Genomic DNA, 15,512 nt, shown 5'->3' on the forward strand with positions numbered 1-15,512 from the left:
CCCGACGAGATCGTCCTCGTGGATGCGATTCGTGCGTCTGGAGTAGTCGACCGGGGCGTGCGCGCGGACGCGACGGATCACGGAGTCCCGGCCCGGCCCATAGATGCCCGCTGGGCGGACGATGCATGCTCCGAACAGCCGAGACGCAAGCTGCTCTCCCTCCAAGAGAGCTCGTGACCGACTGCCGGCTAGGACTGGCGCGTCCGATTCGGTGAGCGGGCGAGGCCCTGCCACCCTTCGAGTACCCGAGTCGAAGAGACGAAGATCACGCGTGACGGGCGCGACGACAGCCCTCCGGCAAGGTTGGCGAGCGCCGCTGCGTAGACGTCACCGTCGGCTCTGTCCTCCGAGTCCGGAGGCAGGCTGACGACGACCGACTCACAACTGGGAAGGTCGCGCGGCGGGGCGGCACGCAGATCTTGAGTGATCGATCGGAAACCGGAAGGAAGCGGCCCCGCCGTTCGACGGAGCGCGAGCACCTCGTGTCCGTCTGCGACCAGCCGCTCACCGAGTCGCAATCCGAGCTTCCCGCAACCCGCAAGCAGGGTGCGCCCCGGCGACCGCCGGCCGTGCCCCCATGCATGCTCTCACGTCTCCATGCGCTTCCTTCTCTGCTGACCCGCAACCGACCCTGCCACACATCCACGCTGCGAATGCGTGCGTTACGGAGACGCCAGCCGGTCGTGTGCGACGCGCACTGGTCGCTACCCCGGGCGGAAAGCGCATCCTGAGAATGCCGACACCGACAACGGCGAAGGATCGCGGTAAAACTGTGGCTATGAACCCATCTTGGCGCGTTATACGCTGACCCACCTGTGAGTTATTGAGAGGCGCACTACGAGGTTGCGCTATGCGTAGTGCAACGAGGTTGCGAGCCGTTGCGAGTCTAAATTTCTCCGATCTCCTGCCCGAGTCGGAGATACATCTCGGTGACGGCTTCGTCGTTGACGCGGTAGACGACCCACTCGCCCCGCTTGCGCTCCCCGCGCGGGGGGTCTGCGAACAGGAGACCTACGCTTTCGAGTTCGCCGAGGTACGGGATGATCGTCGATGCCGGCAGCTGCAGCGCCTCGACGAGGTCCTTGCGCCCCACGTCCGGGGTCTTGCGTAGCTGCCGGATGATGCTGGTCTTGGCCCGGTTGCCGAGGATCGCGAGGAGGCTCTCGGCAGCTTCGCCATCGGCAGGTCGGGCGTACTTGGGCATGGCTCCATTGTCGTCCCTATAATCCACGCGATCCAGATGCAGACCGAACTATTTACCCATTTACTTCCGAAGTGAGTGGGTGTACCGTTCACTTCATGATTAAGGCATCGCAGCTATACAGCCCCGCGAACCAGCGGGAAGCCGTGGCGCGTTTCCCCCAAAAGGCCTATAGACGGGGCGATCTGACCGGAGTATTGTCCACTGGGTCACTGCGGCGTATGCCGGACCAGTGCAGCCCGCGCATCGTCGCCGTCCTGGAGCTTCGGGAGGGCTGACCATCGTGGCCAGGGAGCGGAACGGCAAGCGCGGTATCGCGTGGGCATGGATCGGCGCGGTCATCCTAGCCGCGGGTATCATCGCCATCATCTTCGGCGCGCTCCTGAACCAGCAGACCCCGATTCCTAGTCCGTCCGCATCCCCCGAGCCTCCCGACTCCCCTTCGGCCCTACCGACGGTGGTTCCCGGTGCCGTGGTGGATCCCAGCGTCACCGACAAGGGCTGGGTGCCCGAGCCGATCACGACGGACGCCAACTTCTACATCCAGCGGGCCCTCGAGGCGGCATCGACGTTCGACACACAACTGAGCTCGCGGGAAGAATGGCTTGCGTATCTCGAAACCTGGTTCACACCAGATACCCGGTACACGTCCGAGCCTGACCGTGACTCAGCATTGGATGCTGCGCTGCTCGAACTCCGGCAATCTGTGGTGCTCACGGAAGCGGACTGGGATTCCCTCGCCTCTGCGAAGGGGCGGGTGGTTGCGGCGCTCACCGGCGCGATTGAGGATGTTGCGGTGTCCGAGGATCCGTCAGGCGACATGCGGATCGGCACGGCCGACGTGGCCCTCTCCTACACCCGTGTCGATGGCGATGGGGCCGAGTACGGCTACGAGGACCGGGTGCGGGTCAGCGTGCAGGTGCTCTGCGGTGAGGGGTCCGTCCCGGCGCCCGGAAGCGCGCAGCAGTCGGGGGATTGCAAGGTCGTCCGGTTCTTTGCGGAGCCGATGGAGCCCTGACATGGGCATCCCGGTCCTGGCCGCTGCGGCCCTCGCGAAGTCGAGGACCGCGAGCCGGATCGTGACCGCGGTTCTCGCGGCCGGCGTGTTGCTCATGTTGCTCGTGCTTGCGCCACTCGCAGTGATCCCGTTCGCCGCGTCGGGGTCGCTCGTTGTGACGGGGACGTCGACTGGGACGACGGACGGTCCGGCGGTCAACGGTCAGTGGGGGTACCCGCTGAAGGGTGCGTACAGCACCGGGCGGGGGTTCGGATACAACCCGGTATCGGGCTGCAGTTACTGCTCCACGAATCACAAAGGCTATGACATGTCGCAGGCGTGCAAGAGCACCGTCTACGCGGCCGGTCCCGGGACGGTCGTCGTCGCCGGCTCCTACTTTGGGTGGGGGAACGCCGTGATGATCGACCACGGCGACGGCATCCAGACCCTGTACGGCCACATGCTGTGGGATTCGCTCCGGGTCGAGATCGGCGACGACGTGGCCGCCGGAACCCCGTTGGGCGCGGAGGGAGACACCGGGCAATCGTTCGGATGCCATCTGCATTTCGAGGTCCGTAGGGCCGGTGTCGCGATCGACCCGGAACCTTTCATGGCCGCTCTTGGCCTGCCGCTCAGATGAGAACAAGGAGTTCATCGTGATACTGCCGTTCGACGTCGACGTCCCCCCGATCAATCCGGACTTCTCCGCCCCGTTCTTCGGTGGACTGCAAGTCCTCGCCTCCTATGTGCTGGCCGGCGCGATGCTGGCCGTGTTCATCATGTTGGTCATCGCCGGCGCCGCCCTCGCCTTCCCCAACATGGCCACCCACAAGGTGCAGTCCTGGGCGGGCGACAACATCACCCGCATCTTCATCGCCGCCGCCATTCTGGGAGCGGCGAACGGACTGTTCGGCTGGTTCGTGAACTTCGACTTCGGCTTCTGATGTCCACTGCGCGCACCGTCCTGATCGGAGCTCTTCTCGGACTCCTCTCAATGCTTTGCGCGCTCGCACCCGCATCGGCCACGACCGAATCGACTCCGCGGTCGATGTCGGTAGAGGCAGGGCCGGGCGAACCTCTGATCGTCGTGGAGGGCGAGAGCTGGTCATCGCCGGCGTATCCCGTGTTCTGCCGGTACTCCTCCGGACAGGTCGCCTGCACACCGACGACCGCGAGCGAGGTGAAGCCTCAGCAGTGCTTTGTCGACGTGTTAATGAACGGCGCGTCCACAACGGTGTGTACGACATATGAAGGCCACGCCGCCGCGCTGCAGCAAGCGGGAGGGAAGAACTTGATCGTGAAATACGGCTGCAGCGTCGGCGATGTCGTGTGTACGACGTTCGAGAACGCCGGCCGCGGGATGGCGATCGCCTCCACAACCGCGATGCTGCTCGTCGCGTCGAGCCTGCGCTTCGACACCAGTACGGTGCTGTGGACCGCTGCGGCGACCGAGTGGTCGTTCTGGCAGTGGGCGGTCCTCGTGATCACGTTTGCCGCCATGGCCTGGTCCGTCGCCGCCGCGGTCATCTCCGGCGAACGCGACGAGCTGGTCAGCGCCGTGGTGCGCACGTTCCTCGCGATTCCCGCGGTGCCGCTGACGCTGTGGATGACCGGTCACCTTCTGAACGCTGTCGATGACCTCACCTGGTACATCCTGAACCGGGACGGGCCGGCGACGTTGTTCACGACTCTGCAGAAGGTAACCTGGGCGGGCGGGGAGGCGAACTACTTCTTCGCGTTCCTCATCCACGGGCTCCTGCTGTTGTCGATGCTGCTGCTCGTCCTCGTGTTCACGTTCCGCAACATCGCCCTGGCCGCATTGGTCACCGCGGGACCCGTCGCCTGGATGCTGTTTCCGCTGCGCACGATCGGCCCGCAATGGGTGGTCCGGTATGTGTCCGCTGTCGTGTCGCTGCTGCTCGCCGGGCCGCTGACGATCGGGTTCCTCACCCTCATCGTCAACGGGCTCGCCGAGGTGGAGACGATCTGGGACCCGCAGGCCTGGCCGCTCCTCATCGGGCTCGTGCTCGCGGCGTTCGCGCCGTTCGCGGTGTTCGGGCTGTTCACGTTCCTCGGCGGCGTCGCCGCGGACCGCATCGGATCGAGGATAGGCGGCCACGCCGCCCGCGCCGGATCGAACGCCGCCCGCTCCGCCGCCCGCATGCCTTCCCGGCTCGGTGCGCACCCCGCCGGCGTCCCCCGCGGCCCCGCACGCTCGACACCGACCACGCCCCGCACCGGGACGGGCGGACCGGGGGGTCCGCGGAAGCCCGCCTCCACACCGCCACCCAGATCCACGTCGGGCTCGACACCGCCACGCAGCCAAGCCACCTCGGCACCGCCTCCCCCACCATCCTCAACATCACCGGCATCTCCGCCGCGACCGGAAAGGAGCAGGCAATGACCGCTGAAGCTTCCCCAGACCGGCCGGTACGGCTACCTGGGCGGTCCCGTCAGGGAATCGTGCTGGGCATGGACCCCTGGCAGCTCGGATTCGTCACAGCCGCTGCCCTCGTGATCCTCGTGTTCATCAACCGCTTCGGACCCTTCGGGCTGCTGTACGCCGCACCTGTATATGTGCCCTTGGCGCTGACGGCGGTGGTGACCGTGCACGGCCTGTCCGCGCCGAAGATGGCCGGCTTGTGGCTGATGAAGCAGGTCCGGCACGTCGCCGGTGCGACGACGCAGACATTCCGTCCTGAGCGGATCCAGCTCGCCGGCACCCTCAATCTCCCCGGCACCCGAGCATCCGTGCAACTGTGGGACGTCGACGGGGTCGCCTGTGTGTATGACCCGCGCCGCCGCACGGTATCGGTCACCGCCGAGCTCGAGGTGCAGGGGTTCCTCATGCACGACATCCCGGAACGGCTGGACCTGGCCGAGCAGTGGTCACGGGTGCTCGCCTCCTTCACCCAACGGCCGGGGATGAAACGCGTCACGCTGCAGGAGCGCACCCTGCCGACCACGATCCGCGCCGCCCGCACGCACTACGACGCGGTCGTCGAGCACCGCGGGCAGGATCGAAGTTCACCTGTGGCCGTCAACTACGAGCAAGTCATGGACGACTCGGAGCGGTTCGCCGTAGCCCACCGCAACTACCTCACCTTCAGCCTCGATCTTTTCGCCCTCGGCGCCCAAGTCAAAGCGCTCGGCGGAGGGAAGACCGGAGCGCAGACCCTCGCGTTCATGGAAACCCGGACCCTCGCTGATGCGCTCACCGCGGCGAGCATCAAAGTCCGCGCCTGGCTCTCGCCGCGGCAGATCGCGGCGCTCGCGAGGGTCGCATTCGACCCGGAGTCCGCATCCCACATCCAGAATCGCGACGACGACCACGCCGGGGTCGATCCGGCCGCGATCGGCCCGATGTATTTGGAAGAACCCCGCGGATCCAACCACCTCGTCCGCACCGACTCCGGCGTGCACACCACCCTGTGGATTCACGAATGGCCGCGCTCAGACGCCTACGTCGGTTTCGTGTCGCCGATCGTGTTCGCCCGCCACCCGCACACCGGGGAAGCCGTCACACACATCTTCTCGATCGTCCTCACCCCGGTGCCGTTGAAGCGGGCGTTGAAGCGGGTCCGCGATGACAAGAAGATCTGGCGCGGTAACGAGCGCATGCGCGCCCGACGCGGCGCGGACGGATCCGCCGCCGACAAGGCCGACTGGGACGCGCTCGAGAAAGAGGAAGAAGAGCTCGTCGCCGGGAACGGCGAGTTCCGGTACGGCGCCTACCTGACCATCAGCGCCCGCGACGAAGAACAACTCGATCAAGCCGTCGCCGGGATGCGCAACGCGCTCGTGCAGGCAGAGATGGAAGCGCAGGTCCTCTACTGTCAGCAGGCCGAAGCGCTCCTGGTCAACGCCTTGCCCCTCGGATTGGGGATGAGCTGATGACCCGCCACCGCATCCTCTTCGAACCCTCCGAATTGTCGCGCCGGGAACGGCGCACACTGCGCCGCACCACCGCCGCCCCACCCGACCGGCCGCCTGCACGGTCGCGGCGCGAGCTCGCGTTGCCGGAGGCCGCGGTGCCGGGCCCGTTCGGCCCGGGGCTCACCCAGTCCGGGTACTGGAACCTCGCGGCGGCGACGATCCCGCCGCACCAGGCGACATCGCAGCACCTCGCCGGGATCTACCCGTTCGTCGCCGACGCCGGCCTCGGCCACAAGGGACCGATACTCGGCGTCGACCTCAACGCGGACGCACTCTGGCACTTCTCCCCCTGGGAGACCTACGCAGACAGCACCGACCGGGGCACGTTCTCCACCAACATCCTCGTCCTCGGCGCATACCGCGCCGGCAAGAGCGCCATCATCAAGACCCTCGTCACCCGCTCGTTGCCCTTCGGGCACCAGGCCGTGGTCCCCTCCGACCCCAAAGGCGAATGGGTCACAATGGCCGAGGCGATCCCGGGCGGGAACGTGATCCGACTCGGCGGGGCGCTCGACACGCGCCTGAACCCGCTGGATCGGGGTCCTCGGCGCACCGGGGTCAGCGACAGCCAGCACGAGCTCATGGTGAAACAGCGCCGCGTCACCGTCCTCACCTCCCTCGTCGAAGCCGCCCTCCCCGGTACCCGCCTCACCGCCGTCGAACACGCAGCCCTCCACGAAGCCCTCACCCGCTGCATCCGCCGCACCGACGACACTCCGACACTGCGCGGCGTCTACGCCGACCTCACCGCCCTCGCCGGAGACACCACCGCCGACCGGCACCTCGCCGACGGTGCCGTGCAGCCCAGCTACGTGCTGCGCCGCTTCGTCGACGGCGACCTCTCCGGTCTGTTCGAAGACGAGTCCACCGTCGTGTTCGACCAGGACGCGCCGATCGTCGTCGTCGACACCTCCGAACTGTTCGCCCGCGGCGACCTCGTCGCACAGATGTCGCAGATCTGCACCACCGCCTGGATCCAGGCCGTGATCTCCGACCGCACCGCCCGCCGCACCCGATACGTCATCCGCGAAGAAGGCTGGCGAGACATGACCTCCATCTCATCCCTGTTTATGTACCAGCAATGGTTGAAGCTATCCCGCCACTACGGCATCAGCAACATCGTCATCCTGCACAAGATAGGCGACGTCGATGCCGTCGGCGACGCCGACTCCCAAGAACGCAACCTCGCCTACTCGATCATCGGAGACATCGAGAACAAATTCATCTTCCGCGTCAACCAGCAAGAAGGCGACGCCCTCCAGCGACGCCTCAGCATCCCGACCGCGCACGTCGCCATGGCCCGCCAGCTCCGCAAAGGCGTCTTTCTCGCCTATGTCGGCCAGTACCCGTATCTCGTCGACGCGTTCAGCACCTCCACCGACTGGGAATACGACCTGTTCCAGACCGACGACGCCCTCGAACTCGACGACCCCTATACCAGGCCCTTCGCGGACCTGGATCTCCGCGATATCGACGTCGCCTGGCCGACCGACACCGCCGTCGATGGGTGGCTCACCACGGACAAGGAGCTGACATGAGCATCGGCACCACACCCCGCGCCTATGCGACCGTCACCGGCGCCACGGCGACATTCACCTCAACTGACGGGCACCGCGAGCCGATCACCGCTGCCCCTGGTGAGGACATCCGCCACCTCGTCGTGCAGCGTGCCGCCGCCGAAGCGATCCGCAGCGGGATGACGCTCGAGCTCGTCACCTGCGGAGACCGCGGCGATCACCGCCTCCTCGTCACCGCTGCGGGCGACATCTCGCCCGCCCCATCCAGGGAAGCACCCGAAGAGCACGCCGCTTCCGCAGCCTCCGCGACCGGTGATCCTGCTGAACCCGCCACCGCACGCCGCTCATTCATCGACACCACGCGGACGGACACCCCGTCGACCGGATGGCGAGCAGTCGCCGCCCGCGCAGGCATTCGCGTGTCCGAGTCACCGATGCAGAAGCTGAAGCGGGACGCGGTGGCGTGCGTCTCCCGGCACTGGGCGGGTTCCCGTCTGCTCGCGGTCGTGAACGGGAAAGGTGGAATCGGGAAGACCATGTCGACCGCGATGATCTCCGCCGTGTTCGCCCGCTACGGTGGCGGTAGCGTGCTCGCCTGGGACAACAACGACACCCGCGGCACACTCGGCTGGCGCACCGAACACGGCCTCTACGACACCACCATCCGCGACCTGCTACCCGCGGCCCCCGAGCTCCTCGATCCCGCGGCATCGGTGTCAGACATCGCCCGGTTCGTGCACCACCAGCCCGCCGACCGGTACGACGTCCTTCGCTCCAACCCCGAACTGCTCGCCGCCGACCAGCGCATAGCGACTGCCGAGTTCGACCTACTGACCCGCGTCGCGACGCACTACTACCGTCTCGTGATCTTCGATTCCGGCAATGACGAATCCGCCGACCGGTGGCTGCGGATGATCGACTACTCCCACCAGCTGATCATCCCCACTCTCCCGTCCGCCGACTCTGCCGAATCCGCCGCGCTCCTCCTCGAAGCCCTGAAGAACCGCGATGAGCACTCTGCCGACCTCGCCGCGAACGCGGTCGTCGTCGTCACCCAACCCGAACCCGGCTCCCGGCGAGAATCAGTACGGATCGCCCACGCGTTCGCCGGGCAAGTGCGGGTAGTAGGAGTCATCCCCTTCGACCCCGCCCTCAAAAGCGGCGCCCTGCGCTTCGATGCCCTCCGCACCCGCACCCGCGACGCGTGGATCCTCGTCGCCGCCAACGCCGCCATCGGACTCGACTGAGCAGAACGGGAGCCGATCATGAACAACCGGTGGGCCGGAAAGGGTGTCGCGGGGGTCCTCGCCGCGATCTTCCTGCTCAGCCTCCTGTTCGCGATCGTCGCCGAGGCGGTGACGCACACCGTCTGCGGCGCCCGCCCTGCGCCGGCCAGCATATTCGCCGGCATCGCCCTCGCTGTCACCGGCGACCCCGGTGGGTATGCGGCACTGGCCGGCTGCGCGATACCTGTCACCGCCATCCGGGTTCTGGATCTCGTCGCCGTGCTCCTGGTGCTTGCGGTCATCGCGGGTGGGGTGATCGGGTACCGGTGGTACCGGGAATCGGATCGGGCGTTCATCGCCGACCTGCGCTCCCGTCCCGGGTTCGCCCCTGCCTCCGAGATCCGCCAGCACCTATCCTCGGCGGCCGTCCTGCGACGCGCCGCGCAGCTGCGCCCGGACCTCGAGCACCCGCAGCCGGCGGACGTGGGGTGGCGGGTCGGGCGCTCCCGCGGCCGCGACGTGTACGTGTCGATCGAAGACTCCGTCGCCCTCGAAGGCCCACCTCGCTCCGGCAAGGGGTACCGGGTGCTGATCTCCGCGATCCTCGATTGGTCCGGGCCCCTCATCACTACCTCCACGACGAACGACAACCTCACCGCGACCATGCGACCCCGCACCCGCCGCGGCGCCGTGCACGTCTTCGACCCGCAAGGCCTCTCCGGCATCCGCCACCCGCTAAAAGTCAGCCCACTCCCCGGCTGCGAAGACCCCCTGGTTGCGATGCAACGCGGCACAGCGATCATCACCGGCACCGCGCTGGGCGCGTCGACAACGAACGGGGAATGGGCGCACGCCTCCGGAGTCGTCCTCGGCCGGCTCTTGCACGCAGCCGCTGTCGGCGAGCGGACCATCGAAGACGTCTATGACTGGGGTTCCAGCCCCGCCCTTGCCCGTACCGCGGTCGACATCCTCCGCTCCGATGGCGCCCCCGGGTGGGGCGACAACTTGGAGGCGACGATCAGCGGGGACGAGAAACTCGTCTCCTCCATCTGGTTCGGTGTCCAAGGTGCCGTCGCGCCCCTCGCCGTCCCTCAGATCCGCGACGCACTCATGCCTCGTCCCGGCGACAACATCTTCGACGCCCGCGCGTTCCTCGACGACGCGAACACTCTCTACCTCCTTGGCTCTTCCTCCGGCGCCGCCGCGATGGGAGGATTCCTCGGCTCGCTCCTCGACGACATCGTCGAAGTCGCCCGTGCCCGCGCTCTCTCATCCCCCGGCTCCAGGCTCACCCGGCCGCTCGGGTTGATCCTCGACGAGATCGTGAACATGTTCCGCTGGGGCGGGCTCCCCCGGGTGATGGCGGACGGCGGCGGACGCGGAATCTGCACCTTCGTCGTCCTGCAAGCCCTCTCCCAGGCCGAGACGGCCTGGTCGCGCGCCGAAGCGGACACGATCTGGGCCGCCGCAACCGCGAAAGTCCTCCTCGGCGGCGCCAGTCATGTCGCCCACCTCCGCGACATCGAGACGCTCCTCGGCACGAGAGATGCCCGCCGCACAGAGCGATCCTGGGACACGAACCAAGCTGGGCACCACACCGCCGAACGGCAGGATCGGCTGCCGTTGATGTCCGCTGACGAGATCCGCCGGATGCCGGAGACCCTGGGGCTGCTCGCCTACCGCAACCGCCGCGGCGTGCTCCTGGACCTCGCTGGCTGGGACGAGCGCCGCGACGCCGCCGACGTCACCCGCGGGAAGCAGCAGACCGAAGCCGAACAACGCAGCGTCTTCCACGACATCCACCACCGCGACGCGGTGAACGGCCCGGAGGAACCCGTCGCGGCGGAGGATGTCTCGGAGGCGGTGAGAGACGAATGAGCAACCAGCGCCGCACCGGCCTGAAGAACCTCTACCGGCAGGAGTTCCTCCGCTCCCCCGCCTGGCACGCCCGCCGCGACCGCTGGTTCCGCCAGCACACCCGCGCCGGCCGCGTCCCGTGTGCCGCGTGCGGCATCGCCGACACCGCCGACCACCTCGAACTGCATCACCGCGACTACGCAGGCGTCGGCATCGTGCACGGCGTCTGGCAGGCCTGGGAAGACGACGTCGACCTCATGCCCCTGCACCCGTACTGTCACGAACTGTTGCACCGGCTCATCGACCGCGACATCATCCTCGCCCACCACCGCACCCGCCGGCAAGCATCCGACCACGCCCTCACCGCCCTCCAGCAGCGGCTCCCGCAACTGCAGGAGGAGGCATCATGAACAGTCGCGACCGTGAGGACGTCGAGGCACTGCTCGCACAAGAACTCGCAGGCCTCGACCCTCTCAACCGCTACGGCACGTCCGCACCCATCGGCGGGATCGTGACGAACTGGCATGAGCTCGCCGACGACGATGCGTCCGAACGGTGGGAAGCATTGCGGGACTGGGTGGAATGGATGACCGTTCGCTACAACGTCCCAGTCAGCGTAATCCCCGCCTGCTGGTGGAAACACGACAGGCTCGTCGAAGAACTTTCCGCTCTCCACACCGCCCACCTCGCCGCCTTCGATCCCAGCGACGCCGGCTTCGGCCCCATCGGTTGGCACGAACGCCTCGCCATCGCCTGGCCCCGCCTCAGCCACGCCTACGGCGGCGGATGCTCCACCGGACACCGCCCCACCAAACCCCGCACCTGGGACGGCGCTACCGATGAGGAGGATTGGACCGCGTGGGCCAGCCAGGCCCGCGCCCACCCGGGGACGACCCCGTCCCCTGACGAAAGGAAAGAAGAATGACCACCAAGATCCCGGTGACGTTGGAAGGCAACCTCACCGCCGACCCCGAACACGGTTCCGGAGAATCCGGCACCGAATACACGCGGTTCTCCCTCGCCGTCAACGATCGGCGCCTCAACGAGGACACTGGCCGGTGGGAAGACGCAGGCACCGTGTTCCACCGCGTCGTCGTGTTCAACCAGCAGGCCCGACACGTCACCAACTCGCTCCACAAGGGCGACACGGCGATCGTCGTCGGCGACCTCCGCTTCGGCTCCTACACCGACAAGGAGACCGGGCAGGTCCGAGAGACCCGCGACATCCTCGCCGACACCATCGGCGCCTCACTCAAGTTCGCAGACGCCACCATCAGCCGCGCCCCAAAAGCTAACGGCCCCGCAGCAGACGCTTCGGGGCCGGTAGCAGCACCGGCCTCGTACGCCGGCGCAGACGTCGCGCGCTGAACCACCAGAACGGACGGGAGTGATGTTACTCCCGTCCGCTCTTCCACGACAGAGGAACCCTGAGCGCTGAGCGTCGCAGCGCTGCGTGGCGCTGCGAGGATAGGATGATGCCCGATACCCTGGACCGCCTGATCTACGTCGACGACTCCGGGCACCCGCAGTCCGGGCTCGTCGTCTACGGATGGGTCGAGTTCGCCCCGCACCAATGGGCCGGCATCCTGCGAACCTGGCTCGACATGCGCAAGCGGCTCTGGCGCGAATTAGGCATTCCCGTAACGCAGGAGCTGCACACGACCGACTACGTTAACGGCCGCGGACGGATCTCACAGCGCTTCCCCGATCGGCACCGCCACAACGGCGTCGAATACTGGAAAGACGTCGGCCGAGAGATCGCCACCGCGTGCCTCGAGACGCTGCGAAGCACCGAAGGCCTTACTGTCGGTTCGGTCTTCCGGCATGGTGCACCGCAAGACCTCGCCCGAACCCGCCAAGAAGCGTACTCAGCCCTCGTCGCGCACATCGAGCAGGAGCTCTCACGCTCCAGATCGCTGGCGATGGTGTTCATGGACGGCGACGGCACGGATCCGACCTACCGCTCCACCCATCGTGCCCTCAGGCTCGACCTGCGGCGAGTCATCGAGGACGCCATCCATCTCGACTCTCGGCACTCACAGCTCGAGCAGATGGCGGATCTCGTCGCCTGGAGCGCCTGCGCCTCCCTCGATCGCCACCCTGGCAACGAGTTCGCCTGGAACTGGTACCGCGACCACCTCGCCGAACGGGATCTCCGCCGGAGCCCGCAGCAGATCTGACGGCACGGAGATACAGCGAGACCCCCTTGATCCGCATGTACGGAGGGGGTCTGCGAGAACCATCATACGCCAGTTTGTCCGCGCATGATGGATTCAATTAAGTAGCTGCGCGGCGTCCTAGTCACTCCATGACCGGAGTCCCTTGTCGCAGAGACGCCCATCTCAGCGGCGACAGGAAGCCACGCCAACATCGTCCCCTCGCTTGACACGCTGGATTACTCCCCGGGGTCTTCAGGGGGCGAAGTCCTCATGCCCCAGAGCAACGCCGGACGGCGCTCGATGATTGCGCCGGGATTCGTCACGTAGGCCACATCCGCCGCTCCGAAGTGAATTGCAACATTGTGGCTCGAGAACCGTCGTAACGCCCTCAGAGTTCGCCGCACATCCAGGTAGGCGGACGTCGAACCAGGTCCGCTTTCGTGCTCGACTCGGAGATGAAGGCTCCCCGCTCTAGCACTGCTTGAGTCGTCCAACGACGAAATGTGCAGAGTCTCATCAGCAAACACGAAACGCACTCTCCAGTCGTTCGTTCCTACCTTTCCTGACCCTGCCAACCGATCGGCCTCGGTGAGAAACCGGTGCAGGTTTCTTCGGGCAACGACGACACTCGTGCGATCGGTGTCGACTAGCGGAGTGAATCGCTTCCGCCAGCTGCCAACACCCGTGGTCCAGGCCGTCCAGGTGCCGTTTGCGAGCATCAGGACATCGGTACCGTTCTCCTGGGTCACTCCGATCCGTGCCGGCCCCGGCCGGAAGAGGTTCCCCACTCGCTTGAGCCAGGAAGAATCGACGAACACATCGAAGCTTTGCGATTCGTGCGTCGCGGGAATAGTCGCCTCAGCCGCCGCATACCGGTCCGTTCCATCGAGAGTGAGAAACCCGTCCGACGCGCGGAATCCGATTCGATCGGTTCGAAGGACGTCGGCGCTGCCTTTCTCGTCCGCCGCCGCCGCGACGTGAAGAATTGCGCGCCCGAGCGCCGGGCCGTCGGCCACCAACACTTCGATTTCCGCCGTCGGCGGCACCGTTGGAGCATCGGAAGACCTGCGGAACGTAGCGACGCGGTGGGAACGGCCATGAGCGGAAAGTCGGAGGTGCGAATCTTCGGTCGTGACGGTGAGCGTTGCGTTCCTCCGTACCGATGCCGGCATCCCCTTCCGAAGCGCTTCCGTGAGGAGACGGACGTCTCGGGCGTCGACCAGAGTACGCCCGTATCCGAAGACCTCGGCGTCGATCACCGCCCTATGGGCGTCTTTATTGTTCGAGGTGATGACTTGAAGCTGAGATTCTCTGACTTCGATCCAGATACCGCCATACCAGTGGCCTGGAACCTCACATGGAGAAATCTGCGCGAGCGCGATGGCTGACTCCCAGTCCGCAAACGAGACGCAGAACGATACCGGGTCACTATCGAGTTCGGTCGGATCTGATCGCAAGGCTCGGTCGCGCCAACCGGGGATATCCACATCGGCTGCTGCGACTACGGTGATTAGGTCTTCGTACTGCTCCCGAGTGAGGTTGTCGACAAGTCGAGCGAACTCGGCTTTCGAAGGGATAGACACGTTACAGCTCTTTCGGGGGTTGACGACTCCGTTCCGCCGACGGAAATCTATTCTTCATCGGACGCGAGAAGTGGTCGCGTCGCCACCGCTAGCCGACCCCGCTCGGTGGCAGTGATGGTCCGCCTGCGGCCGTCGGTCTCGTCTGCCGCATAGTCGACAAGGCCGAGCTGCGAGAGCGCCTGAACGTGAGGTTGAAGCGACCCCAGGGACTTGTATCCGAAATCGCTGAAGTTCGCAGAGGTGGAGAAGCCATCAAGGCTCTTCACGAGAGTGGTGAGGACTTTCCAACGAGCCTCCGTGAGCTTACTTGAGACTTGCTCGATCACCTTCTCACCCTCGCGAACTTGCCAATCCCAGAACCTCGCGTCACGCGCCTCCGGAGACATCCAAGCCATGTCCCCGGGTTCGGTCCTCATCGAGAATCGCTCCGCTAGGCCAAGCGTCATTCTCAAATTCCGACCGGTCGCTATGTATGCATCCTCGAAGGCCGTCGCTGACACGGGCAGCTTCGCATCGCTTCGCGTCCGGAAAGCTTCCTCTCGACGCAAGATCACCTGAGATACAAGATCGTGTGGCAGAGGGGTGATCTCGATCGGCTCGGGGAAGACGCCGCTCATCTTCGGCGTGCTGAGGGCTGCACGCACGGTACCTTCGGCTCCACTGATGATCCATCGAAGTCCCTGCCGCTTGAACAGACGGTCGCGCAGGGACTCAAAGACTTGCACCCCCTTAGGGAAGTTGCCAAGGACTTCGAGATTGTCAAGCATCAGAATCACACCGCCGCCGGCGGGAGAGGTCGAGATCTCCGACAGCCAGGAATCGATCAGAGTTACAACGCCGATCTCATTGAAGCCAGGGCTCGTGTTCGGGCTCTTGTTCCTTCCTCCGGAGAGATTGGCACCGATGACATTCGGGAAGCTGACGCCGATGCCTGCTGACCACCCGCCACCGGATGACGTCGTAAGCCATCGGCGAAACTCGCCGATCTGCGGGAGCCTGAGCCCCTCTCTGACGAGCCGGTTTTCGTTCGCGAGGA

The 15,512-nt window shown here is 66.2% G+C and carries 15 protein-coding genes; 12 read left to right on the forward strand and 3 right to left on the reverse strand.

Going from position 1 to position 15,512, the window contains the following annotated elements; translation table 11 throughout:
• Window positions 1-886: 886 nt before the first annotated feature.
• Window positions 887-1,204: a hypothetical protein gene (locus tag MRBLWH11_RS01100; protein WP_341940334.1), complete on the reverse strand. Its 318-nt coding sequence runs from the start codon at window positions 1,202-1,204 to the stop codon at window positions 887-889.
• Between the two features lie 280 nt (window positions 1,205-1,484).
• Here MRBLWH11_RS01100 and MRBLWH11_RS01105 point away from each other — a divergent pair, with 280 nt between their 5' ends.
• The 12 genes from MRBLWH11_RS01105 (at window position 1,485) to MRBLWH11_RS01160 (ending at window position 12,914) form a co-directional block, all read left to right on the forward strand.
• Window positions 1,485-2,219, forward strand: coding sequence for a hypothetical protein (locus MRBLWH11_RS01105; protein WP_341940335.1), 735 nt, complete (start codon window positions 1,485-1,487; stop codon window positions 2,217-2,219).
• A gap of 1 nt (window position 2,220) precedes the next feature.
• A complete protein-coding gene (locus tag MRBLWH11_RS01110) occupies window positions 2,221-2,838 on the forward strand; it encodes a M23 family metallopeptidase (RefSeq protein WP_341940336.1) in 618 nt (205 codons plus the stop codon).
• Between the two features lie 16 nt (window positions 2,839-2,854).
• A complete protein-coding gene (locus MRBLWH11_RS01115; RefSeq protein WP_341940337.1) occupies window positions 2,855-3,142 on the forward strand; it encodes a hypothetical protein in 288 nt (95 codons plus the stop codon).
• The gene (locus MRBLWH11_RS01120; protein WP_341940338.1) at window positions 3,142-4,602 is read left to right on the forward strand and encodes a hypothetical protein; all 1,461 of its coding nucleotides are present in this window, start codon (window positions 3,142-3,144) and stop codon (window positions 4,600-4,602) included. The genes MRBLWH11_RS01115 and MRBLWH11_RS01120 overlap by 1 nt, the downstream gene beginning before the upstream one ends.
• On the forward strand, window positions 4,599-6,092 hold the full coding sequence (locus tag MRBLWH11_RS01125; RefSeq protein WP_341940339.1) for an SCO6880 family protein: 1,494 nt from the start codon (window positions 4,599-4,601) through the stop codon (window positions 6,090-6,092). The genes MRBLWH11_RS01120 and MRBLWH11_RS01125 overlap by 4 nt, the downstream gene beginning before the upstream one ends.
• Window positions 6,092-7,672, forward strand: coding sequence for a hypothetical protein (locus MRBLWH11_RS01130; RefSeq protein WP_341946388.1), 1,581 nt, complete (start codon window positions 6,092-6,094; stop codon window positions 7,670-7,672). The genes MRBLWH11_RS01125 and MRBLWH11_RS01130 overlap by 1 nt, the downstream gene beginning before the upstream one ends.
• On the forward strand, window positions 7,669-8,898 hold the full coding sequence (locus MRBLWH11_RS01135; RefSeq protein WP_341946389.1) for a ParA family protein: 1,230 nt from the start codon (window positions 7,669-7,671) through the stop codon (window positions 8,896-8,898). The genes MRBLWH11_RS01130 and MRBLWH11_RS01135 overlap by 4 nt, the downstream gene beginning before the upstream one ends.
• Window positions 8,899-8,916: 18 nt before the next feature.
• A complete protein-coding gene (locus MRBLWH11_RS01140; protein WP_341946390.1) occupies window positions 8,917-10,755 on the forward strand; it encodes a TraM recognition domain-containing protein in 1,839 nt (612 codons plus the stop codon).
• Entirely contained in the window at window positions 10,752-11,144 is a 393-nt protein-coding gene (locus MRBLWH11_RS01145) for a hypothetical protein (RefSeq protein ID WP_341946391.1), read from the forward strand. The genes MRBLWH11_RS01140 and MRBLWH11_RS01145 overlap by 4 nt, the downstream gene beginning before the upstream one ends.
• Entirely contained in the window at window positions 11,141-11,659 is a 519-nt protein-coding gene (locus MRBLWH11_RS01150) for a hypothetical protein (protein WP_341946392.1), read from the forward strand. Before MRBLWH11_RS01145 ends, MRBLWH11_RS01150 begins: the two co-directional genes overlap by 4 nt.
• Window positions 11,656-12,102, forward strand: a complete 447-nt coding sequence (locus MRBLWH11_RS01155) for a single-stranded DNA-binding protein (protein ID WP_341946393.1) — start codon at window positions 11,656-11,658, stop codon at window positions 12,100-12,102. Before MRBLWH11_RS01150 ends, MRBLWH11_RS01155 begins: the two co-directional genes overlap by 4 nt.
• 107 nt (window positions 12,103-12,209) lie before the next feature.
• Window positions 12,210-12,914 (forward strand): DUF3800 domain-containing protein, encoded by a 705-nt coding sequence (locus MRBLWH11_RS01160; protein WP_341946394.1) that lies wholly within the window; start codon window positions 12,210-12,212, stop codon window positions 12,912-12,914.
• A gap of 215 nt (window positions 12,915-13,129) precedes the next feature.
• Here MRBLWH11_RS01160 and MRBLWH11_RS01165 read toward each other — a convergent pair whose 3' ends face one another.
• A complete protein-coding gene (locus MRBLWH11_RS01165; RefSeq protein ID WP_341946395.1) occupies window positions 13,130-14,476 on the reverse strand; it encodes a hypothetical protein in 1,347 nt (448 codons plus the stop codon).
• A 47-nt stretch (window positions 14,477-14,523) separates the two neighbouring features.
• Entirely contained in the window at window positions 14,524-15,243 is a 720-nt protein-coding gene (locus MRBLWH11_RS01170) for a hypothetical protein (protein ID WP_341946396.1), read from the reverse strand.
• Window positions 15,244-15,512: the final 269 nt, after the last annotated feature.

The organism is Microbacterium sp. LWH11-1.2 (genome assembly GCF_038397745.1).
Lineage (GTDB): Bacteria > Actinomycetota > Actinomycetes > Actinomycetales > Microbacteriaceae > Microbacterium.